The organism is Micromonospora reichwaldensis, from assembly GCF_031845925.1.
GTDB lineage: Bacteria > Actinomycetota > Actinomycetes > Mycobacteriales > Micromonosporaceae > Micromonospora > Micromonospora reichwaldensis.
Genome location: NZ_JAVRFL010000038.1, coordinates 52337 through 76603, shown reverse-complemented (window position 1 = coordinate 76603; position 24267 = coordinate 52337). Strand labels below are relative to the sequence as shown.

The following is a 24267-nucleotide window of genomic DNA, read 5'->3' as shown; positions in this document are numbered from 1 at the left end:
GTCTACCGACGCACCCGCGAAGCCCTCGTCGACGGCCTCGGCCTCGAACCCGGCCGCAGCCTCCAAGAACTCCAACAACGCATCCTCGAACACGACGCCAAAATCCAAATCCCCGCACTCACCCACTAACCCACCGATCCACTCCGCACCAGCCACGATCGCCTCCCCGATTACCCGAGGGTGGACCGTCTGCGGGCAACATCAGGGGCGCGCGGTCCGTGACGCCTGGCGCACCGGAGGCCGACGGCGATTCCTGCTCAGACCACAGCGAGGACGACATGGCGAACAAGTGCCCGGCGCACGGGCATCAGATGGTGATGGACGACGACTACTTCGCTAGCCCGTACGCGGCGTACGAGGTCTACGCGTCACTGCACGAAAAGGGTGCCGTGCACCGCACCTGCCTGCCCGACCACGGCCCCGTGTGGCTGGTGACCGGTCACGCCGAGGTCTACTCCGCGCTCCGCGACAGGCGCCTCGCGCGGCCCCGCGAGTACAGCAACGGGGACTTCACCAGCAAGCGCTTCCCGGAGGGCGAGGCGACGGGGACGATCGTCACCCTCGACCCGCCGGAGCACACGCGGCTCAAGAAGATGATCAACTTCACCTTCCTGCCCCGCAACCTGGAGACGTTCCGCCCCCGGGTGCACCAGCTGGTCAAGGCCCGGCTGGACGCGATCGAGGCGGCCGGCGGCGGCGACCTGGTCGAGGACTACGCGGCCATCCTGCCGATCACGATCGTCTGCGACGTGCTCGGCATCCGCGAGGAGTACCGCAAGGACCTGAAGCACTGGGCGGACCTGGTGTTCAGCGGCGACAACGAGACCAACGCGATGGTCCGCACGAAGATGTCGCACTTCATGAACATGGTCCGCGAGGAGAAGACGAAGGAGCCCGGCGAGGACCTCTTCTCGTACTGGATCCACGCCAAGAACGCCGACGGCGAGCCCGAACTCAACGTCTACCAGGTGATGGCCCTGGCCCTGCTGACGATGCTGGGCGGGTACGACACCACCGCGGGCATGATCGGCCGGGGCGCGCTGGCGCTGCTCGACAGCCCGGAGACGCTGGAGCGGCTCCGCAAGGACCCGGACCTGTTCGACGTGGCCGTCGAGGAGCTGCTGCGCCGCAACGGCTCCGTGCACCACGGCTTCCGCCGCTTCGCCACGGAGGACCTGGAGATCGACGGCACGAAGATCGCCAAGGGCGAGACGGTGCTGCTGCACCTGACCGCGGCGGGCAACGACCCGAAGCGGTTCCCCGATCCGCAGGTGCTCGACATCGACCGCGAGGACAAGGGGCACGTGGCGTTCGGCGGCGGCCCGCACTTCTGCTCGGGTTCGGAGCTGGCCCGGATGGAGACGACCATCGCCCTCCGGGAGCTGTTCACCCGTTTCCCGAACATCAAGCTCGCCGCGCCCCGGGAGTCGCTGCGGGTCCGGCGTACGCCGCTGGTGCCGGCACTGATCTCCCTCCCGGTCACGGTCTGAGCGCTACGGAAGACGCGGTCCGCCGGTCACCCGCGAGGTGACGGGCGGACCGCGTCGTGTCGGCCCGCCGGGCGTGGTCGCACCCGGCGGGCCCCGCCGTCATCGCTTCGGGGCGATCGGCGTCCCGTCCTGTGCGTCGATCACCGAGATGGCCTCCACGGGGCAGAATTCGGCGGCCTCGATCACCTGGTCGGACGGCGCCACCACGTCGGCCAGCGGCCGGGAGACGGGGTCCATCGCGAAGTGGTCCGGCGCGCTGCCCACGCAGAAACCCGAGCTGATGCAGCGCTTCGACTCCACCACCAGCCGCCACCCGGCCTGGTCGCCGGCCTCATTCACGCTCACCACTGCTCCTCTCGTCGTGCGTGCACTGTGTCGGATCCCCGGGCCGCGCGTGGCGGCGCGAGCCGGCCCACGTCAGCTCACCACCGAGTACTTCTGCCAGCCGGTCGCGACGACCTCCGGTGCGGACAGCGTCGCGAACGGCCGGTCCGGGTCGAACGTGCCGTGGTGCAGGTGGACGACGAGCGTGCCGTCGGGGCGCAGACCCAGCACGTCCGGGCGGCCGTCGAGGTCGATGTCGGTCACCGTGATGATCTCGTACTCCTGCCAGCCGTGGGCGAGCGTGAACCACCGGCCCTCGCCACGCCACCACGGACCCTCGCCGGAGGTGTCGTGCGCGAACTCGTACAGGTCGAGGTCGCCGTTGGCGCGGCGGACCAGCAGGTCGGCCCGGCCGGTGCCGGTGAAGTCGGCCATCGCCAGCGGGAAGTCCTCGACGTCGACCGTCACCATGCGGTGCGCGGTGCGGTCGTACGTCTCGTTCTGCCGGACCTGGCGCTGGTTGAAGAACGCGTCGACGTGGCCCGCATTCTGCTCGCGGCCGAACATGTCGTCACAGCCGTCCAGGTCCAGGTCCGCGATGCCGAGGGTCTCCCACTTCTTGTCGTCGCGGGCACCGGAGATGCGGATCGGCTCGCCGAGGGTGTCGAGACCGTTCAGCCCACCCCGGTTCGGATAGAGGAAGATCCCGTGGGTCTCGTTCATGTGCGTCATGCTGACGCCGATGACGTCGGCGTAGCCGTTGCCGTTGACGTCGATGGGGCGGACCAGCCCGTGGTGCCGGTTCGGATGGAAGCCGGTGCTGATCAGCTCCGGCTCGCCGAAGGTCTCGCTACCCCGGAAGCTGCCGCTGTGCGGGAAGACCAGCAGTTCGCCCGTGACGTCGTCGCGGACCATGATGTCCATCCTCCCGTCCCCGTTGAACGAACGGCAGTGACCGTTCCCGCTCATGCGTGCCACAAATAACCTCCACGTACGCCCCGAAATGCGACAGTCCGATCGTTCCGACCGGAGATCGAGAAACGGCGGGAATCAGCGGAACCTGACGTGCGAACGGTTCAGCTCGCCCACCGAGGAGACCCCGAGCAGCTTCATGGTGACCTCGATCTCCCGGCTCAGGATCTCCATGGCCCGTACGACGCCGCGCCGGCCGCCGGCCATCAGGCCGTACTGGTAGGCCCGGCCGACCACGGCGGCGGTGGCGCCCAGGGCGATCGCCGCCACGATGTCGGCACCCGAGGTGATGCCGGTGTCGACGAGCACCTCGACCCGGTCGCCCACCTCGTCCACGACGTGCGGCAGCAGCTCGACGGGCACCGGGGCCCGGTCGAGCTTGCGTCCGCCGTGCGTGGACAGCCAGACCCCGTCGACCCCGACGTCCGCGACCCGCCTGGCGTCGGCGACGCTCTGCACGCCCTTGGCGACGAGCTTGCCCGACCAGGCGCCGCGCAGCCACTCGACGTCGTCGATGGACAGCCGCGGGTTGAACACCCGCTTGATCATGTCGGACGCGGACCCGCCGGTGGCCTTGAGCACCTGCGGGGACGGGGTGCCGGCCCGCCACTGCCGCATCCACCAGCCCGGGTGCAGGAACGCCTCGGCGATGGTGCCGACGCTCATCGACGGCGGGATGGTCAGGCCGTTGCGGATGTCGCGGCGGCGCGGCACGGAGATCGGCGTGTCCAGCGTCAGCAGGATGGTGTCGAACTTCGCCTCCTCGGCGAGCGCGATCAGTTCCTTGACCATCGCCCGGTCCTCGGCGAAGTACAGCTGGAACCAGTGCCGCCCCTCGGGCGCGGCGGCGGCGACGTCCGCCAGCGACGTGGTCGCGAGGGTGGAGACCGAGTACGGGATGCCGAACTGCTGCGCCACCGACGCGACCGCCGGCTCGCCCTCGGCGTGCATCACCCGGTTGAAACCGACCGGCGCCAGGGCGAACGGCAGCTTCTGCCGCTTGCCGAGCACCGTCCGGCTGGTGTCCAGGTGGGACACGTCGCGCAGCACCGACGGCTGGAACTCGATGTTGGCGAACGTCTCCCGGGCGCGGCTGAGGCTGCGCTCGCTGTCCGCCGCCCCGTCGCAGTAGTCGAACACCATCCGGGGCACCGCCCGGCGGGCCACGTCGCGCAGGTCGGCGATGCCCGCCGCGCGCAGCAGCCGGCGTTCCGTCGGGTTCCACGCCACCTTGGGCGGCTTGATCAGCGTGCTCATCCGAGCGGACTTGCTCATGGGGGCTTCCTTCCGAGAGGGGGGTGGCGAAGGTCCGCTCCTCGTCGTGGGGGGGTCTGCTACGCGACGAGGGCCCGCTGGGCGAGCAGTTCCTCGACCACCTCGGCAGGCGTCGGGTGGTCGTAGACGAGCGCGGCGGTCAGCTCCAGCCCGGTGAGGGCCTCGAGCCGGCGCCGCAGTTCCACGGCGGTGAGGGAGGAGAAACCGATGTCGAGGAACTCCTGGTTCTCGTCGACCGTGGCGGCCGACGGCAGACCGAGCGTGTACGCGGTCTGGGCCCGTACCACGTGGGACAGCACCGCGCGGGTCTGGGCCTCGTCGGCGCCGTCGAGCAGCCGGCGCAACGCGTCGGGGCTGTCGGCGTCGAGCGTGTCCTCGGCGGCCTCGGTGACGTGGCGCATCGCGTCCGGCAGGTCCCGCAGCAGCGGGCTCGGCCGGTACCGGGTGTAGTCGGGTACGAACGAGGGCCAGTCCACGGCGGCGGCGACCCGGCCGGCCGTGCCCGCGCCCACCGCCGCGCCGAACTGCTCGGCGGTGACGTCCGGACCGACCGCGATCGACACCGCCCCGTCGCGCTGCTGGGCGATCGCGTCGAACACGGCCGCCGTTCCGGCGGCGCCGGCGACACCGAACATCTCGTCGGCCGTGTGCACGAGCACGAGCCGCTCGGCGCTGGCGGCGAGGGCGGTCGCGACCGGGTCGTCGGCGTCGCTGGTGACGACCATCGTGTCGGCGGCCCCCGTGGTGACCGTCGCGCCCGCCGCCTCCAGCAGGGCGGCGATCCGGTCCGCCAGCGGCCCGCCGTGCAGTGCGACCGGGCCCGTCGGCCGCCACGGCTCACCGGTCGGCGCGGGGGCCGCGACGAGCCGGCGGGCGAAGACGCCCGCCGAGCGCAGCGCCACCTGGTCCTCGCCGGCCCCCCGGGTGAGCACCCGGCACAGGGCGGTCAGGGTCCGGTCGTCGAGCGTCTCCGGCAGGTCGACGACCCCGCCCCAGGCCCGGGGCGTGGCGAGGGCGGTGGACCGGCCGAAGCCGTACGCCGCCGCCCCGTCCAGGTCGGTGATCCGCTCGGTGGGGGTGACCGCGGCCGCGCCCCGGGTCAGGCACCACACGGGAGCCTCCACGCGGGACTCGTCGAGGGCACGCAGCAGCCCGGCGGGGGTGGGGCCGGCGGACGTCGTCAGCACCCCCGCGGCCAGGTGTTCGGGCACCAGGTCGAGCAGTTCGTCCGCCGTGCCGTCGCGGTACACGCGCACGTCGGCGCCGTGCCGGGCCATCGCCTCGGCGATCCGGTCGGCGTCCGTCGGCACCAGCCACACGCCCCGCAGCGCGGGCACCGGCAGCTCCGTGACCGGGGACCACCGCAGCTGGTAGCCGGGCGCGGGACCGCGTCGCCACGACGACAGCGCCACCGCCACGTCCTTCAGGGTGGCGGTGTCGTCCAGGCCCAGCAGCGCGCCCAGGTCGTCGCGCTCGACCGCGGCCCAGAAGTCGTCGCCGGGCGCGGCGGCGGCGGGCGGGTCCGGCCACAGGCGGGTGCGCTGGAAGGCGTACGTGGGCAGGGCGACCGGGCGCGCGCCGGCGAAGAAGGCCGGCCAGTCGACGGGTACGCCGCGGTTGTGCAGGCGGGCGAGCGCCTCGGTCGCCACCTGCGGCCCGTCCCGGTCGGCGCGCTGCGCGGGCACGAACTCGCCGTCGGCCACGCACTCCCGGCCGAGCGCGGTGAGCACCGCGTCCGGGCCCAGTTCGAGGAAGGTGCGTACGCCGCGTGCCGCCAGCGCCTCGACGGCCGCGGCGAACCGGACCGTCGCCCGCACCTGACGCACCCAGTACTCGGGGGTCAGCTCGGCGGGCTCACCGGTGACCGTGGAGAGCACCGGGATCGTCGGCGGGTGGTGGGTGACGGACCCGGCCACCGCGCGGAACTCGTCGAGCATGGGCTCCATCAGCGGCGAGTGGAACGCGTGCGACACGGTGAGCCGCTTGGTCTTGCGGCCGCTGGCGGCCAGCTTTTCGGCGACCGCCAGGGTGGCGGCCTCCTCGCCGGAGAGCACCACCGACTCCGGCCCGTTGACGGCGGCGATCGCCACGGCGTCGGAGAGCAACGGAACGACCTCGTCCTCGGCGGCGCGTACGGCCACCATCGCGCCGCCGGTCGGCAGCGCCTGCATCAGCCGGCCGCGGGCGGCCACCAGCCGGGCGGCGTCCGGCAGGGTGAGGACCCCCGCCACGTGTGCCGCCGCCAACTCACCGATCGAGTGCCCCGCCACGAAGTCCGGCCGCACCCCCCACGACTCGAACAACCGGAACAGCGCCACCTCCACCGCGAACAACGCCGGCTGCGCCCACCCCGTCTGATGCACCTCCTCGGAACCCCACACCTCCCGCAACGGCCGCTCAAGATGCCCGTCCAGCTCCGCACACACCTCGTCGAACGCCGCCGCGAACACCGGGAAGCCCATCAGCTCCCCCGCCATACCCACCCGCTGCGACCCCTGCCCGGTGAAGAGCACGGCGTTCGCCCCGGCGGTGTCGGCGACCCCGCCGACCACTCCGGGGGCGTTCTCGCCACGGGCCAGCGCGGCCAGTCCGGCGCGCAGCTCGGCCAGGTCCCGGCCGAGCACGACCGCCCGGTGCCGCAGGGCGGTACGGGTGGTGGCGAGCGAGAAGCCGGCGTCCACGGCGGACGCCGCGTCGGTGAGGTGTGCGGCGAGCCGGGCCGCCTGGTCCCGCAGCGCGGCCTGGTCCCGGCCGGACACCACCAGGGGCACCACCGGCACCTCGGCCGTCGAGTCCACCACCACGGGCTCGGGCGCCTGCTCGATGATCGCGTGCGCGTTGGTGCCGGAGATGCCGAACGAGGAGACGCCGGCGCGGCGCGGGCGTCCCGTCTCCGGCCAGGGCACCGCCGCGGTCAGCAGCTGGACGGCCCCGTCCGCCCAGTCCACGTGCGGCGACGGCGCGTCGACGTGCAGCGTCGGCGGCAGCAGGCCGTGCCGGATCGCCTCCACCATCTTGATCACTCCGGCGACGCCGGCGGCGGCCTGGGTGTGCCCGATGTTCGACTTGATCGAGCCGACCCAGAGCGGGTGCTCGCCCCGGTCGCGGCCGTACGTCGCGATGAGCGACCGGGCCTCGATCGGGTCGCCCAGGGTGGTGCCGGTGCCGTGCGCCTCGACGGCGTCCACGTCGGCCGGTCGCAGCCCCGCGTCGGCGAGCGCCTGGTTGACCAGGCGCTGCTGGGACGGCCCGTTCGGCGCGGTCATGCCGTTGCTCGCGCCGTCCTGGTTGACGGCGGTGCTGCGTACGACGGCGAGCACCGGGTGGCCGTTGCGGCGCGCGTCGGAGAGCCGTTCGAGCACCAGCACCCCGACGCCCTCACCCCAGCCGGTGCCGTCGGCGCCGGCCGCGAAGGACTTGCACCGGCCGTCCGGCGCGAGGGCCCGCTGGCGGCTGAAGTCGATGAACGCGTTGGGCGTCGCGAGCACGGTCACGCCACCGGCCAGGGCGAGCGTGCACTCGCCCCGGCGCAGCGACTGGGCGGCCAGGTGCAGGGTGACCAGCGACGACGAGCACGCGGTGTCGACGGTGACCGCCGGCCCCTCCAGCCCCAGCGCGTACGACACCCGGCCGGAGACCACGCCGCCGGCGACGCCGGTGCCGATGAAGCCGTCGAGCTCGGGAGGCAGGTGCTGAAGGTGCGCGGTGTAGTCGTGGTACATCAGGCCGGCGAACACGCCGGTGCGGCTGCCGCGCAGGGTGGTGGGATCGATGCCGGCGCGCTCGACGGCCTCCCACGAGGTCTCCAGGAACAGCCGCTGCTGCGGGTCCATGGCCAGGGCCTCGCGGCGGGAGATGCCGAAGAACTCGGCGTCGAACCAGGCCGCGTCGTACAGGAAGGCGCCCTCCCCGCAGTAGGTGCGGCCGGGCTTGTCCGGGTCCGGGTCGACGAGGTTGTCGATGTCCCAGCCCCGGTCGGTCGGGAAGCCGGCCACCGCGTCGACGCCCCCCGCGACCAGGTCCCACAGCTTCTCCGGGGAGGTGGCGCCGCCGGGGAACCGGCAGCCCATGCCGACGATCGCGATGGGGTCGTCGGTGCCGTCGGTGGCGGCCACGACCACGGCTGCGGCCGACCCGCCGGCGAAGAGTTCCGCGTCCAGGTGCTCGGCCAGCGCGGTGGGGTTCGGGTAGTCGAAGACCAGCGTGACGGGCAGCCGCAGGCCGACGACCGCGTTGAGGCGGTTGCGGAACTCGACGGCGGTGAGCGAGTCGAAGCCCAGCTCCTTGAACGCCTTCGTCGCGCCCACCGCCTCGGCGCCGCCGTGCCCGAGCACGACCGCGACCTGCGTACGGACGATGTCGACCAGCTCCTTGCGGCGCTCGGCCGGGCCGCGACCGGCGAGGGCCGCGACCAGGTCGGAGGCCGCCGCGGCGTCGGCGGAGACCTGGCGTCGCGCCGGGGTGCGGACCAGGCCGCGCAGCACCGGGGGCAGCACGCCGCCGGTCGCCTGCTCCCGCAGGGCGGCGAGGTCCAGGTGGATCGGCACGAGGGCGGCCTCGGGCGCGCCAAGCGCCTCGTCGAGGAGCGCGAGCCCGTCCTCGGTGGAGAGGGGCCGCACGCCGGAGCGCCGCATCCGGGCGAGGTCGGCGTCGTCGAGCGCGCCGGTGAGGCCGGTGCGCTGCGCCCACATGCCCCACGCCAGCGACACCGCGGGCAGGCCCCGGGCGCGCCGGTACGCGGCGAACGCGTCGACGAAGGCGTTGGCCGCCGCGTAGTTACCCTGGCCGGGGCCGCCGAGGACGCCCGCCGCGGAGGAGAAGACGACGAAGGCGCTCACGTCGCCGGCCAGCTCGTGCAGGTTGACGAGCGCGTCGACCTTGGGGCGCAGCGCGGTCGCGACCCGCTCCGGCGTGAGCGACGGGATCATCCCGTCGTCCAGGACGCCGGCCGTGTGCACGACCGCCGTGGGCGGGTGCTCCGCGACGAGCGCGGCCAGCGCCTCGCGGTCGGCGGCGTCGCAGGCGGCGACCGTCACGTGCACGCCCTGGGCGGTCAGCTCGTCGTGCAGCGTCCGCAACTCCTCGGTCATGCCGCGACGGCCCGCGAGCACGAGGCGACGGACGCCGTGCCGCGCGACGAGGTGCCGGGCGACGAGGCGGCCGAGCGTGCCCGACGCCCCCGTGACGAGGACCGTGCCGGTGATCTCCGGCGGCGTGCCCGGCTGCCCGGACGCCTTCGCGAGGCGGGGTGCGAGGACCTCGGTGCCGCGCAGCGCGAGCTGCGGCTCGCCCGAGCGCAGCGCCGGCACGAGGTTCGGCGCCCACTGCCCGCCCGCCACGTCGACGAGCACGATCCGGCCGGGGTTCTCGGACGCGGCCGAGCGCAGCAGGCCCCACACGGCGGCGAGCGCCGGCCGGGTCGCGTCGGTGGCCCCCTCGGTCAGCACGACCAGGCGGGCGGCGGCGAACCGGTCCTCGGCCAGCCACTCCTGGACGGCGGCGAGGGCGTGCTCCACCGCCCGGTAGGTGGCCCCGACCAGGTCGTCGCCGTCGGCCGTGACCGGGAGGACCACGAAGTCGGGGACCTCGCCGATCGCGGCGAGGCTGTCGTACGTGGTGGCGCCGGGCAGCTCGCCGCCCACGACCGCGACCGTGGCCGCGCCGTCGGCCACCGGGACTGGCACCCAGTCGAGCACGTGCATCGCCTGGTGGCGCGGGTTGGTCAGGTCGGCGAGCGCGCTCGCCGGCAGCCGGCGCACGGCCAGCGCGTCGATCGTGGCGACCGGCGCGCCGGCGTGGTCGGCGACGGTCACCGCGACGGCGTTCGGGCCCGCCGACCGGATGGTGACCCGCAGCCGGGCGGCACCGGTGGCGTGCAGGGTGACCCCGTGCCAGGCGAACGGCAGCCAGGGCCCGCCCTCGCCGTCGTCGGAGGTGAACACGCCCAGGCCGAGCGGGTGCAGCGCCGCGTCGAGCATCGCGGGGTGCAGGCCGAAGCCCGTCACCTTCGCCGCCTCGGGGGCGGTGACCTCGGCGAACAGCTCGTCGCCCCGCCGCCACACCGACCCCAGGCCGCCGAAGGCGGGGCCGTACGTCACGTCGAGCGCCGCGAACCGGTCGTACAGCTCGGCGGTGTCCAGGGCCTCGGCGCCCTCCGGCGGCCAGACGCCCGCCGGGGCCGCCGCGCGGTCGGCGGCGCCGGAGTTCCCGGTGCCCAGGGTGCCGGTGGCGTGCCGGGTCCACGGGCCGTCGCCGTCGGGCCGCGAGTGGACGGTCAGCCGCCGGGCGCCGTCCGGGCCGGGCTCGCCGACGCGGAGCTGGACCTGCACCGCGCCCCGCTCCGGCACCACCAGGGGCGCTTCGAGCGTCAGCTCCTCGACCACGGTGGCGCCCACCTCGTCGCCGGCGCGGACCGCCAGCTCGACGAAGGCCGTGCCGGGCAGGAGGATCCGGCCCGCCACCCGGTGGTCGGCGAGCCACGGGTGCGCCGAGGTCGACAGCCGGCCGGTGAGCAGCACCCCGTCCGCGCCGGCCAGCGACACGGTCGCGCCGAGCAGCGGGTGGCCGGTGGAGCCGAGGCCGAGGCCGGTGGCGTCGACCGGGCCGCCCGCCCCGCTGGGCCAGTAGGTGCGGCGCTGGAAGGCGTACGTGGGCAGGGCCACCGGTCGGGCCGGGGCGGTGACCAGCGTGGCCCAGTCCGGCTGCACGCCCCGGGTGTGCGCCTGCCCCAGCGACAGCAGGAACCGGCGCAGGCCGCCCTCGTCGCGGCGCAGCGTGCCGACGACCGAGCCGCCGCCCGCCTCGTCGAGCAGGTCCTGCACGGCGGGTACGAGCACCGGGTGCGAGCTGACCTCGACGAAGGAGTCGATGCCGTCGGCGATGACGCCGCGTACGGTCTGCTCGAACTCGACGGTCTGCCGCAGGTTGCGGTACCAGTACTCGGCGACCAGCTCGGCGGTGTCGAGCAGCTCACCGGTGACGGTCGAGTAGAGCGGCACGTCGCCGGTGCGGGGCCGCACGGGGGCGAGGACCCGGAGCAGCTCGTCGCGCATCGACTCGACGTGCGCGGAGTGCGAGGCGTAGTCGACGTCGATGCGCCGCGCGCGGACCTCGTCGCGCTCGCACTCGGCGAGCAGCTCGTCGAGCGCCTCGGGCGCGCCGGAGACGACCACGGTGGACGGCCCGTTCACGGCGGCGACCGACAGCCCGGGCCGCAGGCGCCGGGCGACCTTCGCGACCGGCTCCGACACGGACACCATGCCGCCCCGCCCGGCAAGGTCCACGGCGATCAGCTGGCTGCGCCGGGTCACCACCAGGGCGGCGTCGTCCAGGGTGAGCGCGCCGGCCACGCAGGCGGCGGCGATCTCGCCCTGGGAGTGCCCGACGACGGCGGCGGGCTCGATCCCGTGGGAGCGCCACAGCGCCGCCAGCGAGACCATCATGGCGAACAGCGCCGGCTGGACGACGTCGACCCGGTCCAGGGAGGCGGCGCCCGGGACGCCGCGCAGCACGTCGAGCAGCGACCAGTCGGTGTGCCGGTCGACGGCGACGGCGCACTCCGCCATCCGCTCGGCGAAGACGGGTGCGGTGTCGAGCAGCTCGGCGGCCATGCCCAGCCACTGCGAGCCCTGGCCGGGGAAGAGGAACGCGGTGCGCTCGCCGGCGTCGGCGAGCCCGGTGACGAGGTTGCGGGCCGCACCGCCGTCGGCGAGCGCGTCGAGCGCGGCGGACAGCTCGTCCCGGTCCCCGACGAGGACGGCGCGGTGCGGGAGGCGGGCGCGGGTGCTGGCGAGCGCGTACGCGACGTCGTGCGTGCCGAGGTCGTCGGTCAGGCGGTCGCGCAGCCGGACCGCCTGGTCGCGCAGCGCCGCCTCGGTCCGGGCCGACAGCACCCACGTGGCGGGGCCCTCGGCCGGCGGGGCGCTCTGCGGAGCCTCGGCGGCCGGTGGCTCCTCGATCAGCACGTGGGCGTTGGTGCCCGAGATGCCGAACGACGAGACGCCCGCGCGCCGCAGGTTCTCGCCCCGTGGCCACCGCACCGGCTCGCTGAGCAGTTGGACGGCGCCGTCGGCCCAGTCCACGTGGTGCGACGGCTTGTCGACGTGCAGGGTGCGGGGCAGCTCCTCGTGCCGCAGCGCCATGACCATCTTGATCACGCCCGCGACGCCGGCGGCGGCCTGGGTGTGCCCGAAGTTCGACTTCACCGAGCCGAGCCAGAGCGGCCGATCACGTTCCTGGCCGTAGGTGGCGATGAGCGACTGGGCCTCGATCGGGTCGCCCAGCGTGGTGCCCGTGCCGTGCGCCTCCACCGCGTCCACGTCGGCCGTGGTGAGCCCGGCGTTCGCCAGCGCCGCCCGGATGACCCGCTGCTGCGACGGCCCGTTCGGCGCGGTGAGGCCGTTCGACGCGCCGTCCTGGTTGACGGCCGAGCCGCGTACCACCGCCAGGACGCGGTGCCCGTTGCGGCGCGCGTCCGACAGCTTCTCCAGCACGAGTACGCCGACGCCCTCGCCGAACGCGGTGCCGTCCGCCGCCGAGGCGAACGCCTTGACCCTGGCGTCCGGGGCGAGCCCCTTCTGGCTGGAGAACTCGATGAACGTGCCGGGCGTGGAGATGACGCAGGTGCCGCCGGCCAGCGCGAGGTCGCAGTCGCCGCTGCGCAGCGCGTGCGCGGCCACGTGCACCGCCACCAGCGACGACGAGCAGGCCGTGTCCACGGTGACGGCCGGGCCCTCCAGCCCCAGCACGTACGACACCCGGCCGGACACGACGCTGCCCGCGACCCCGGTCATCGTGTAGCCGATCAGCGCGTCCACGTCGCGCTGCATGGCGTTCAGGTACTCGACGCTGTTCGCGCCGACGAACACGCCGGTCCGGCTGCCCCGCAGCGAGTGCGGGTCGATCCCGGCGTGCTCGAACGCCTCCCACGACGTCTCCAGCATCAGCCGCTGCTGCGGGTCCATGGCGAGCGCCTCGCGCGGGCTGATGCCGAAGAAGCCCGCGTCGAAGTCGGTGGCGTCCGGGATGAACCCGCCCCGCCGCACGTAGCTGGTGCCGGAGCCGCTGTCCGGGTCGAACAGGTCGTCCAGGTCCCAGCCCCGGTTGGTGGGGAAGTCGGTGATGCCGTCGCCGCCGGACGACACCAGCTCCCACAGGTCGTCGGCGGAACGCACACCGCCGGGGAAGCGGCAGCCGATGCCGACAATGGCGATCGGCTCCCGCTCCGTCGCGGTACGCAGCTTCCGCCGCGTCTCGTGCAGGTCGGCCGTCACGCGCCGGAGGTACTCGACAAGCTGCTCTTCGTTCGCCATCAGTAAGCCCTCCTCAGCGCGTCCGGTTCAGGCGGCGCCGAGTTCGTCGTCGATGAACCGCAACAGCTCGTCGGCGGAGGCGGTCTTCAGCACCAGGCCCACGTCCGGTCCGTCGGGTTCGGCGTCCACGTCGGACCTGCCACGCCAATTCGACATCACCGCGTGCAACCGTTCGGTAATCCGTGCCTTGACCGCGTCCTCCAGACCCGCCGCACCGGCCTGGGCGAACGAGCGTTCCAGCCGGTCCAGCTCGGCCAACAGCCCCGCGGCCGGGTCCACCTCGGCGGGGGCCAGCCCGGCCAGCAGGTGGTCGGTGAGCGCCGCGGCGGTCGGGTGGTCGAACACCATGGTGGCGGAGAGCTTCAGGCCGGTGGCCGCCTTCAGCCGGTTGCGGAACTCGACCGCGGTGAGCGAGTCGAAGCCCAGCTCGGTGAACGGCCGGTCGGGGTCCACGGCGCTCGCGCCAGCGTGCCCGAGCACGGCGGCAGCCTGCGCCTTGACGAACTCCAGCGCGGTGTGCCGCCGCTGCGGGCCGCTCTGGCTCGCCAGGTGGTCGCGCAGGGCGCCGGGCGACTGCGTCGCCTGCTCCACCGACCGTCGGGACGGGCCCCGCACCAGGCCACGCAGCAGCGCGGGCAGCAGGCCCGCCCGGCCCAGCTCGCGCAGCGCCGCCGGGTCCACCGGCATCGGCACCAGCAGCGGCTCGTCGACCAGCTCCGCCGCGTCGTACAGCGCCATGCCCTGCTCCACCGACAGCTCCAGCAGGCCGACGCGGGCCATCCGGGCGCGGTCGTTGGCGTCGAGGTGCGCGGTCATCCCGCTCGCCTCGCTCCACAGGCCCCAGGCCAGCGAACGGGCCGGCAGCCCGGCCGCCCGGCGCCGCGCCACGAGCGCGTCCAGGAAGGTGTTCGCCGCCGCGTAGTTGCCCTGCCCCGGGCCGCCCATCGTGCCGGCCGCCGCGGAGAACACGACGAACTCGGCCAGCTCGGCGTCCAGGGTCAGCTCGTGCAGGTTGACCGCCGCGTCGACCTTGGGCCGCAGCACCGCGTCGACCTGCTCCGGGGTCAGCGCGGCGACCAGGCCGTCGTCGAGGACGCCCGCCGTGTGCACCACGGCGGTCAGCGGGTGCGCGGCGGGCACCCGGGCCAGGGTCTCGGCCAGCGCCGCGCGGTCCGCCGCGTCGCACGCCGCGACGGTGACCTCCGCGCCGTACGAGGTCAGCTCGGCCACCAGCTCGGCGGCCCCGGGGGCGTCCGGGCCACGGCGGCTGGTCAGCAGGAGGTGCCGCACCCCGCGCCGGGTCACCAGGTGCCGTGCCAGCAGACCGCCGAGGGTGCCGGTGCCGCCCGTGACGAGCACCGTGCCGTCGGGGTCCCGCCGGGGCGGCGCGGTGAGCACGAGCTTGCCGACGTGCCGGGCCTTGGACATGAACCGGAACGCCTCCGGGGCGCGCCGGATGTCGTACGGCCGCACCGGCAGCGGCGTGAGGTCGCCCGTCCCGAACAGGGCGACCACGTCGCGCAGGATCGCGCCGACCCGGTCCGGGTCGATGGCGAGCAGGTCGAACGCCTGGTAGGCGACGCCCGGGTGGTCGGCGGCGACCCGGTCCGGGTCCCGCACGTCGGTCTTGCCCATCTCGACGAACCGGCCGCCCGCGCCGAGCAGGCGCAGCGAGGCGTCGACGAACTCCTTCGCCAGCGAGTCGATCACCACGTCGATGCCGGCCGCGCCGAAGCGCTCCTCGAACTCCAGGGTGCGGGAGTTGCCGATGTGCGTGTCCGGCAGCCCCATCTCCCGCAGCGCGTCCCACTTGCCGGTGCTGGCGGTGCCGTACACCTCCGCGCCGAGGTGCCGGGCGAGGCGGACCGCCGCCATGCCGACGCCACCGGCCGCGGCGTGCACCAGCACCCGCTCCCCCGGCTTGACCTGGGCCAGGTCGACCAGCGCGTAGTAGGCGGTGCAGAACGCGATCGGCGTCGACGCCGCCGTGGCGAACGACCAGCCCGACGGCACCGGCACGACCATCCGCGCGTCGGTGACCACCTCGGTGCCGAAGGCGCCGTAGAACAGGCCCATGACCCGGTCGCCGACCGCGACGGCGGTCACGTCCGGCGCGGTCTCGACGACCACGCCCGCCCCCTCGCCGCCCATCACGCCGCCGCCGGGGTACATGTCGAGGGCGATCAGCACGTCCCGGAAGTTCAGGCCGGCCGCCCGCATCGCGATGCGCACCTGGCCCGCCCCCAGCGGGCGCGGCTCCTCCGCCTCCGGCAGCAGCGCCAGGTTGTCCAGCGTGCCGCGTTCGGTGACGTCCAGCCGCCAGCGGTCGGCCGTGGGCGCCGTCAGCGCGGGACTGCTGGCCGCGCGGGCGAGCCGCGGGGCCAGGGCGACGCCGTCGCGGATCGCGAGCTGCGGCTCGTCGGTCGCGACCGCCGCCGCGAGTGCCCGGTGCGGCTCGCGGTCGTCGACGTCGAGCAGGACGAAGCGGTCCGGGTGCTCGCTCTGGGCCGACCGGAGCAGGCCCCACACCGGCGAGCTGGGCAGGTCGGGGGCCGCCTCCCGCACGCTCACCGCGTCCCGGGTGACGACGACCAGCCGGGCGTCGGCGAACCGCTCGTCGGCGAGCCACTCGCGCAGCACCGCGAGGGTGTCGTGGACGACGCGGTGGGCCGCCCCGGCGGGGTCGTCGGCCGCGCCGGCCGCGCAGGGCAGCACGACCAGGGCGGGCGTCGGCGCGCCGTCGGCCACCCGGGCCCGCAGGGCCGCCAGGTCCGGGTACGCGTCGGTGACGAGGCCGGCGTCCTGCGGCAGGGTGCACCCGCCGAGGGCCGCCCAGCGGGCGTCCGGCGCGGTCGCCGGCGCGGTGACCGGGGTCCACTCCAGGCGGAACAGGGCGTCGTGGTGCGTGCTCGGCCGCGCGGGGGCGCTGGCCTCCCGCAGCACCAGCGACTCGACCTCGGCGACCACGCTGTTGCTCTGATCGGCGACGGTCACCGCGACCGTGTTCCGGCCGCGCGGACGCAGCCGGACGCGCAGCTCCGTCGCGCCGACGGCGTGCACGGAGACGCCGCTCCACTCGAACGGCAGCAGCGCCCCGGTGCCGCTGGTGACGAGCGCGAGCGGGTGCAGCGCGGCGTCGAGCAGCGCCGGGTGCAGGCCGTACCCGGCCGCCGTCCGGGCGGCCTCCGCCGGCAGGGCCACCTCGGCGAAGATCTCCTCGCCCTGCCGCCACACCCGGCGTACGCCCTGGAACGTCGGGCCGTACGTGAGACCGGCCGCGGCCAGGGTGGCGTACAGCTCGTCGGACTCGACCGGCTCGGCCGCCGGCGGCCACGCGGTGTCGAAGCCGCCCGCCGGTTCCCCGGGGGCGAGCAGGCCGACGCCGTTGCGCACCCACGGCGCCGCGTCGGTGGCGACCCCGTCCGGCCGGGAGTGGACGGTCAGCTGCCGCTGCCCGTTCCCGTCGGGCGCGCCGACGCGCAGCTGCACCTGGACCCCGCCCTTCTCGGGCAGCACCAGGGGTGCGGTCAGGGTCAGCTCCTCGACCCGGCCGCAGTCGACCTCGTCGCCGGCGCGGACCGCGAGATCCACGAGCGCGGTCCCGGGCACGAACACCTGCCCGCCGACCCGGTGGTCGGCCAGCCACGGGTGCGCGGCCACCGAGATGCGGCCGGTGAACAGCAGGCCGTCGGTGTCGGCCAGCGCGACCGCGGCGCCGAGCAGCGGGTGCTCGGTGGCGGCGAGCCCCAGTCCGGCCGCGTCGGCGGTGGCCGTGCCGACGGCCGGCCAGTACCGCTCGTGCTGGAACGGGTAGCCGGGCAGCCGGACGCGGCGCGCGCCCTCGACCCCCCACGTGGGGTGCACGCCGTGCACGTGCGCCTCGCCCAGGGAGAGCAGGAAGCGCGCCAGTCCCCCCTCGTCGCGGCGCAGCGAGCCGACCACGGTGGCGGTGGCCGCCGCGTCGTCGATGACGTCCTGCACGCCGATGGTGAGCACGGGGTGCGGGCTGACCTCGACGATCGTGGTGACGCCCGCGTCGAGCAGGGCCCGGACGGCGGGCTCGTACCAGACGGTCTGCCGCAGGTTGCGGTACCAGTACTCGGCGTCCATCGCGACGTCGTCCAGCCAGCGGTCGTCCACGGTCGAGTAGAGCGGCACCTCGGGCCGGCGGGGCTCCAGCCCGGCCAGGACGTCGCGCAGCTCCTCGTGCAGCTCCTCCACGTACGCCGAGTGCGACGCGTAGTCCACGTCGATCGGCTTGGCGCGCACGCCGTCGCGCTGGCACTCGGCCAGCAGCTCGTCGAGGGCGTCCAGCTCGCCGGCCGCCACCGTCGAGCGCGGCCCGTTGACGGTCGCCACGGTCACCCGCCCGGCGAAGCGCTCCAGCCGGTCGCGCACCTCGGCCACCGGCAGCGGCACGGAGACCATGCCGCCCTTGCCGGACAGGCGCAGCAGCGCGCGGCTGCGCAGGGCGACGACCCTGGCCGCGTCCGCCACGGAGAGCGCGCCCGCCACGCAGGCGGCGGCGATCTCGCCCTGGGAGTGCCCCACCACGGCGGCGGGCTCGACCCCGTGGGAGCGCCACAGCTCGGCCAGCGACACCATGACGGCGAACAGGACGGGCTGGACGACGTCCACCCGGTCCAGCTCCTCCCCCTGCCGCAGGACGGCCTCCAGGGACCAGTCGACGTGCGGCGCCAGCGCGGCCTCGCACTCGGCCATCCGGGCGGCGAAGACCGGGGCGGTGTCGAGCAGCTCCACGGCCATGCCGATCCACTGCGAGCCCTGCCCGGGGAAGGAGAACGCCACCTTCCCCGGCGTGCCGGCGACGACCCCGGTGGCCAGGTTCGGCGCGGGCTCCCCCGCGGCGAGCGCGGCGAGGCCGGCGCGCAGCTCGTCGGCGCCGCCCACCACGACCGCGCGGCGTTGGTGGGTGGCCCGCAGCGACAGCGAGTACGCCAGGTCGCGGGGCGCCACCTCGGCCAGGAGCGGCTCGAGGTCAGCGGCCTGCCGGCGCAGCGCCCCGTCGGAGCGGGCGGAGAGCACGAGCGCGACCGGCCCGTCGTCGGGCGTCCGCTCGGCCTCGGGCGCCTCCGGTGCCTCCTCGATGACGAGGTGGGCGTTGGTGCCGCTGAACCCGAACGACGAGACGCCGCCGCGACGCGGGTGCCCGTTGCGGCCCCACGGCTGCGGTTCGGCGAGCAGGCGCACCCCGCCCGACCAGTCGACGTGGGCCGTCGGCTCGGCCACGTGCAGGGTCCGGGGCAGTTCGCCGTGCCGCAGCGCGAGCACGATCTTGATCACCCCGGCGACGCCGGCGGCGGCCTGGGTGTGCCCGATGTTCGACTTCACCGAGCCCAGCCAGAGCGGGCGCTCGGCGGCGCGGTCCCGGCCGTACGTGGCGAAGAGCGCGTCGACCTCGATGGGGTCGCCCAGCGTGGTGCCCGTGCCGTGCGCCTCCACCACGTCCACGTCAGCGGTGGAGAGCCCCGCGTCGGCGAGCGCCTGCCGGATGACCCGCTGCTGCGAGGGCCCGTTGGGCGCGGTCAGCCCGTTGGACGCGCCGTCCTGGTTGACGGCGGTCCCGCGCAGCACGGCCAGCACCTCGTGGCCCGCCGCCAGCGCGTCGGAGAGCCGTTCGAGGACGACCATGCCGATGCCCTCGCCCCAGTTGGTGCCGTCCGCGCCGGCCGCGAACGCCTTGCAGCGCCCGTCCGGGGCGAGCCCGCGCATCCGGCTGAACTCCAGGAACGCGCCCGGCGTCGACATGGCGGTGACGCCGCCCGCGACCGCCATCGCGCACTCGCCCGAGCGCAGCGCCCGCACCGCCAGGTGCATCGCCACCAGCGACGACGAGCAGGCGGTGTCCACGGTCACGGCCGGGCCCTCCAGCCCCAGCACGTACGAGAGGCGACCGGAGAGGATGCTCGCGGCGTTGCCGGTGGCCATGAAGCCTTCCGCGCTCGCCCCGGCCGCGCCGGTGATCCGGGCGTAGTCGACGTTGTTGGCGCCGACGTACACGCCGGTCGCGCTGCCCCGCAGCCCGGTCGGGTCGATGCCGGCGTCCTCGAAGGCCGCCCAGGACGCCTCCAGCACCAGCCGCTGCTGCGGGTCCATGGCCTCCGCCTCGCGGGGGCTGATGCCGAAGAAGGCCGCGTCGAAGCCCGGCAGGTCGGCGAGGAAGCCGCCCTCACGGACGTAGCTGGTCCCGGAGTGCTCCGGGTCGGGGTGGAACAGGCCGTCGAGGTCCCAGCCGCGGTCTGTGGGGAACGGGCCGATGCCGTCGCGCCCCTCGCGCAGCATCGTCCACAGCTCCTCGGGCGAGCTGACGCCCCCGGGGAAGCGGCAGCTCATGCCGACGATGGCGATCGGCTCGTCGGCGGCGACGGTGCCGACGACCACCTCGGCGCGGCCGGTCTCCAGCAGGTGCTCGGCCAGCGCGACCGGGGTCGGGTAGTCGAAGGCGACGGCCGCGGAGAGCCGTACGCCGGTGGCCTCGACCATCCGGTTGCGGAACTCGACGGCGGTGACCGAGTCGAAGCCCAGTTCCTTGAACGCGGAGGCCGGCTCGACCGCCTCCGGGCCCGCGTAGCCGAGCGTGAGCGCGACCTGGGTGCGGACCAGCCCGACGACGTGGTCGAGGCGGTCCGCCTCGGGCAGGTCGGCGAGCCGGCGGGCGAAGTCCGACGAGGTGGCCGTCTCGGCCGGCTCCTCGTCGACCACGGCCTCGGGGATGGTGTCGAAGAGCCGGCTCGGCCGCAGCGCGGCGAACGACGGCACGAAGGTGGCCCAGTCCACGTCGGCGAGCACGACGTCCGTGTCCCCGGCCGCCAGGGCCGTACGCATGGCGGCGACGGCCCGCTCCGGTGCCATCGGCGCCAGGCCCCGCTTGCGCAGCGAGGCCGAGATGTCGTCGTCCACCAGGGTGCTCTCGGCCCACGGGCCCCAGGCGAGGGCGGTGGCGACCTGCCCCCGGGCGCGCCGCGCCTCGGCGAGGGCGCACAGGTGCGCGTTGCCGGCGGCGTAGGCGGCCTGGCCACCGCTGCCCCAGACGCCGGCCACGGAGGAGAAGAGCACGAACTCGTCGAGGTCGCGATCCGCGAAGATCGCGTCGAGGTGGGTGGCGCCGGCGACCTTGGCGGAGACGACGTCGGCGTACTCGGCGAGGTCCATGTCCACGATGCCGGTGAGCTGCGCCAGCCCCGCCACGTGCACCACGGCGCGTACGTCGGGGTAGCCGTCGACGACCGCCGCCAGGGCGGCCCGGTCGGCCACGTCGCAGGCGACGACGTCGACCTGCGCGCCCAGTCCGCGCAGCTCGTCGAGCGCCTCGGCGGGGGCGGTGCCGCGCCGGCTGAGCAGCACGAGCCGCTCGGCGCCGTGACGCGCGTACAGGCGGGCGGCCTCGATGCCGAGGGTGCCGGTGCCGCCGGTGATCAGCACGGTGCCGGACGCGCCGCGCCAGCGCGGGGCGCCGGTCACCGGCGCGCGGTGCAGCCTGCGGACGAACACCCCGTCCGGGCGCACCGCGACCTGGTCCTCCCCGATGCCGGCGAGCACGCCGGCCAGCGCGGCGGCGGCGCGCCCGTCCAGCTCGGCGGGCAGGTCGACCAGGCCGCCCCAGGTGTCGGGCAGCTCCAGCGCGGCGACCCGGCCGAGGCCCCACACCTGCGACTGCGCCACGCCGGTCACCGGGTCGGCCGGGGAGGTGGCGACGGCCCCACGGGTGAGGCACCACAGCCTGGCGCCCCGCCCGGCGAGCGCGCGGATCAGGTCGAGGGTGGCGGCGGCGCCCGCCGGGACGCCGGGGTGGCCGGGCAGGAACGCCTCGTCGAGCGCGAGGAGGGAGACCACGCCGGCCGGATCCGCGTCGAGGTGGCCGGCCAGGTCCGCCGGGCCGGTGGTGACGACCGTGGCGCCGTGCGCGCTGAGCGCGTCGGCGACCGCTGCACCCGCGTCGCCCGGCGCCGCCGGGTCGGCGACCACCAGCAGCCAGGTGCCGGTCAGCGCCGCCGGGGTGCCGCCGGGGCGGCGCTCCCAGCGGGCCTGGTAGCGCCAGCGGTCCAGCGCGGAGCGCTCCTGCCGTCCCCTGCGCCACGCGGAGAGCGCGGGCAGCACCGACGCCAGGGGCGCCTGCGGGTCCACGTCGAGCGTGGTGACCACCGTGTCGAGGTCACCGCTGTCCACCGCCGCCCACAGGCCGTCGTCGTCGCCGGCCTGGCCGGAGCCGGCCGGGTCCACGCTGGCCTGCCAGAAACGCTCGTGCTGGAAGGGGTACGTCGGCAGGTCCACCCAGGACCGTCCGGACCGGTGGTAGAACGCCTCCGGGTCCAGCGTGACGCCCCGGGTCTCCAACCGCGCCAGCGCCTCCACCAGGGCACTCGGCTCGTCGCGGTCCCGGCGCAGCACCGGCGCGGCCAGCACGTCGCCGTCCAGGCAGTCCGCCGCCATGGTGGCGAGCACCGAGTCCGGGCCCAGTTCGAGGAACGTCGTGGCGCCGGTCGCGGCGGCGGCGCGTACCGCGTCCGCGAAACGCACGGTCGCGCGGACCTGCCCGACCCAGTAGTCGGGCGTCGCCAGCTCGTCGCCCGCGGGCGCGCCGGTGACCGTGGAGACCAGCGGGATGCTCGGCGGCGCGTACGAGACCGTCTCGGCCACCGCCCGGAACTGCGCGAGCATCGGGTCCATCAGCGGCGAGTGGAAGGCGTGCGACACGGTCAGCCGCCGGGTGCGGCGGTCGGCGAACCGCTCGGCCACCGCCGCCACCGCCTCCTCCGTGCCGGAGACGACCACCGAGTCCGGGCCGTTGACGGCGGCGATGTCGGCGTCCGCGCCGAGCATCGGCGCGACCTCGTCCTCGGTGGCCTGCACGGCGAGCATCGCCCCGCCGGCCGGCAGCGCCTGCATCAGCCGGCCCCGGGCGGCGACCAGGCGGGCCGCGTCGGCGAGCGTGAACACCCCCGCGACGTGCGCGGCGGCCAGCTCGCCGATCGAGTGCCCGGCCAGGACCGAGGGGGTGACGCCCCACGACCGGACGAGCCGGTACAGGGCCACCTCGACGGCGAACAGGGCGGGCTGGGTCCAGCCGGTCAGGTGCAGGTCCTCGGTGTCGAGGACGTCGCGCAGCGGCCCGTCCAGGTGCGGGTCCAGGGCGGCGCACACCTCGTCGAACGCCGCCGCGAACTCGGGGTACGCCGCGTACAGCCCGCGGCCCATGCCCAGCCGCTGTGCGCCCTGCCCGGAGAAGAGCATCGCGACCCCGCCGTCGGCCACCCGGCCGCGGACCAGGTTGGCGGCCTGCTCGTCGCGGGCCAGGGCGCCCAGGCCGGCGGCCAGTTCCTCGGCGGTGCCGCCGAGCACCGCGGCCCGGTGCGCGAAGCGGGACCGCGTGGTGGCCAGGGCGTAACCCAGCTCGGCCGGCTCCACCTGCGACACCACGGCGGAGAGCCGCCGTGCCTGGTCCCGCAGCGCGTTGGCGTCGCGGGCGGTGAGCAGCAGCGACGTCACCGGCGCGGCGGCCGGCTCGGGCGCGGCGACGGCGTCCGGCGCCTGCTCCACGATCACGTGGGCGTTCGTGCCGCTGAACCCGAACGACGAGACCGCCGCCCGGCGCGGCTGCCCGGTCTGCGGCCACTCGGTGGCGGCGGTCAGCAGCCGTACGTTGCCGGCCGTCCAGTCCACCTGGTCCGACGGCTGCTCGGCGTGCAGCGTCGCGGGCAGGACGCCACGCCGGATCGCCTCCACCATCTTGATGACCCCGGCCACCCCGGCCGCGGCCTGGGTGTGGCCGATGTTCGACTTCACCGAGCCGAGCCAGAGCGGGTCCTCCCGGTCCTGGCCGTACGTGGCGAGCAGCGCCTGCGCCTCGATCGGGTCGCCCAGGGTCGTGCCGGTGCCGTGCCCCTCGACCACGTCGACCTGGCGCGTCGACAGGCCCGCGTCGACCAGCGCGGCCTCGATGACCCGCTGCTGCGACGGCCCGTTGGGCGCGGTCAGCCCGTTCGACGCGCCGTCCTGGTTGACCGCGGAGCCCCGCACGACCGCCAGGACGCGGTGGCCGTGCTCGAGCGCGTCCGACAGCCGCTCCACCAGCAGCACGCCGGCGCCCTCGGCGAACCCGGTGCCGTCGGCGTCCGCCGAGTACGAGCGGCACCGCCCGTCCGGCGACAGGCCACGCTGGCGGGAGAACTCGACGAACGTCAGCGGCGTCGCCATGACCGAGACGCCGCCGACGAGCGCGAGGGTGCAGTCGCCCCGGCGCAGCGCCTGGATCGCCAGGTGCAGCGCGACGAGCGACGACGAGCAGGCGGTGTCGACGGTGACCGCCGGCCCCTCCAGCCCCAGGGTGTAGGCGACCCGGCCGGAGACCACGCTGCCGGAGCTGTTGCTGCCCGCGTAGTCGTGGTACATCAGGCCGGTGAACACGCCGGTCGGGCTGCCGGCGAGCGAGGTGGGGTCGATGCCGGCCCGCTCCAGCGTCTCCCACGCGACCTCCAGCAGCAGCCGCTGCTGGGGGTCCAGGCCGACCGCCTCGCGGGGGCTGATGCCGAAGAACGTCGGATCGAAGTCCGCCGCGTCGTACAGGAAACCGCCGCGCGAGGTGTACGAGGTGCCCTCCCGCTGCGACTGGGGGTCGTACAGCGACTCCAGGTCCCAGCCGCGGTCGGTCGGGAACGCGCCGGTGGCGTCGGTCCCGGACTCCACCAGCCGCCACAGGTCCTCGGGACTCGTCACGCCGCCGGGGTAGCGGCAGGCCATGCCGACGATCGCGACCGGCTCGTGCGCGGACGCCTCCACCTCGTGCAGGCGCTGCCGGGTCTTCTGCAGGTCGACCGTGACCCGCTTCAGGTAGTCCCGGAGCTTGTCCTCGTTGGCCACTACGGTCGCCCTCCTCG

6 protein-coding genes and 1 pseudogene are annotated in these 24267 nt (G+C 75.2%); 2 read left to right on the top strand and 5 right to left on the bottom strand.

Going from position 1 to position 24267, the window contains the following annotated elements; all coding sequences use genetic code 11:
• Positions 1 to 129: BTAD domain-containing putative transcriptional regulator (locus tag RM555_RS31080; protein ID WP_396888843.1), on the top strand; the 129-nt coding region annotated here is incomplete at its 5' end.
• A 149-nt stretch (positions 130 to 278) separates the two neighbouring features.
• Positions 279 to 1490 (top strand): cytochrome P450 family protein, encoded by a 1212-nt coding sequence (locus tag RM555_RS25650; protein ID WP_311414153.1) that lies wholly within the window; start codon positions 279 to 281, stop codon positions 1488 to 1490.
• A 99-nt stretch (positions 1491 to 1589) separates the two neighbouring features.
• On the opposite strand, the gene RM555_RS25645 is transcribed toward RM555_RS25650, so the two are convergent.
• The 5 genes and pseudogenes from RM555_RS25645 to RM555_RS25625 form a co-directional block, all read right to left on the bottom strand.
• On the bottom strand, positions 1590 to 1835 hold the full coding sequence (locus tag RM555_RS25645; RefSeq protein WP_311414152.1) for a ferredoxin: 246 nt from the start codon (positions 1833 to 1835) through the stop codon (positions 1590 to 1592).
• Between the two features lie 72 nt (positions 1836 to 1907).
• Positions 1908 to 2783 carry an FG-GAP repeat domain-containing protein gene (locus tag RM555_RS25640; protein ID WP_311414151.1) on the bottom strand — a complete coding sequence of 292 codons (876 nt, stop codon included), beginning with the start codon at positions 2781 to 2783 and terminating at the stop codon, positions 1908 to 1910.
• Positions 2784 to 2864: 81 nt separating this feature from the next.
• Positions 2865 to 4061 carry an alpha-hydroxy acid oxidase gene (locus RM555_RS25635; protein ID WP_311414150.1) on the bottom strand — a complete coding sequence of 399 codons (1197 nt, stop codon included), beginning with the start codon at positions 4059 to 4061 and terminating at the stop codon, positions 2865 to 2867.
• A gap of 59 nt (positions 4062 to 4120) precedes the next feature.
• A pseudogene (locus RM555_RS25630) lies at positions 4121 to 13333 on the bottom strand (type I polyketide synthase); the annotation flags it as partial.
• Positions 13334 to 13399: 66 nt separating this feature from the next.
• Positions 13400 to 24250: a type I polyketide synthase gene (locus RM555_RS25625; RefSeq protein WP_311414148.1), complete on the bottom strand. Its 10851-nt coding sequence runs from the start codon at positions 24248 to 24250 to the stop codon at positions 13400 to 13402.
• Positions 24251 to 24267: the final 17 nt, after the last annotated feature.

Bases quoted from the DNA above. Each gene is read 5' to 3' on its own strand.
- RM555_RS25650 (WP_311414153.1), top strand. From the start codon at position 279: ATGGCGAACAAGTGCCCGGCGCACGGGCATCAGATGGTGATGGACGAC.
- RM555_RS25640 (WP_311414151.1), bottom strand. From the start codon at position 2,783: ATGAGCGGGAACGGTCACTGCCGTTCGTTCAACGGGGACGGGAGGATG.
- RM555_RS25635 (WP_311414150.1), bottom strand. From the start codon at position 4,061: ATGAGCAAGTCCGCTCGGATGAGCACGCTGATCAAGCCGCCCAAGGTG.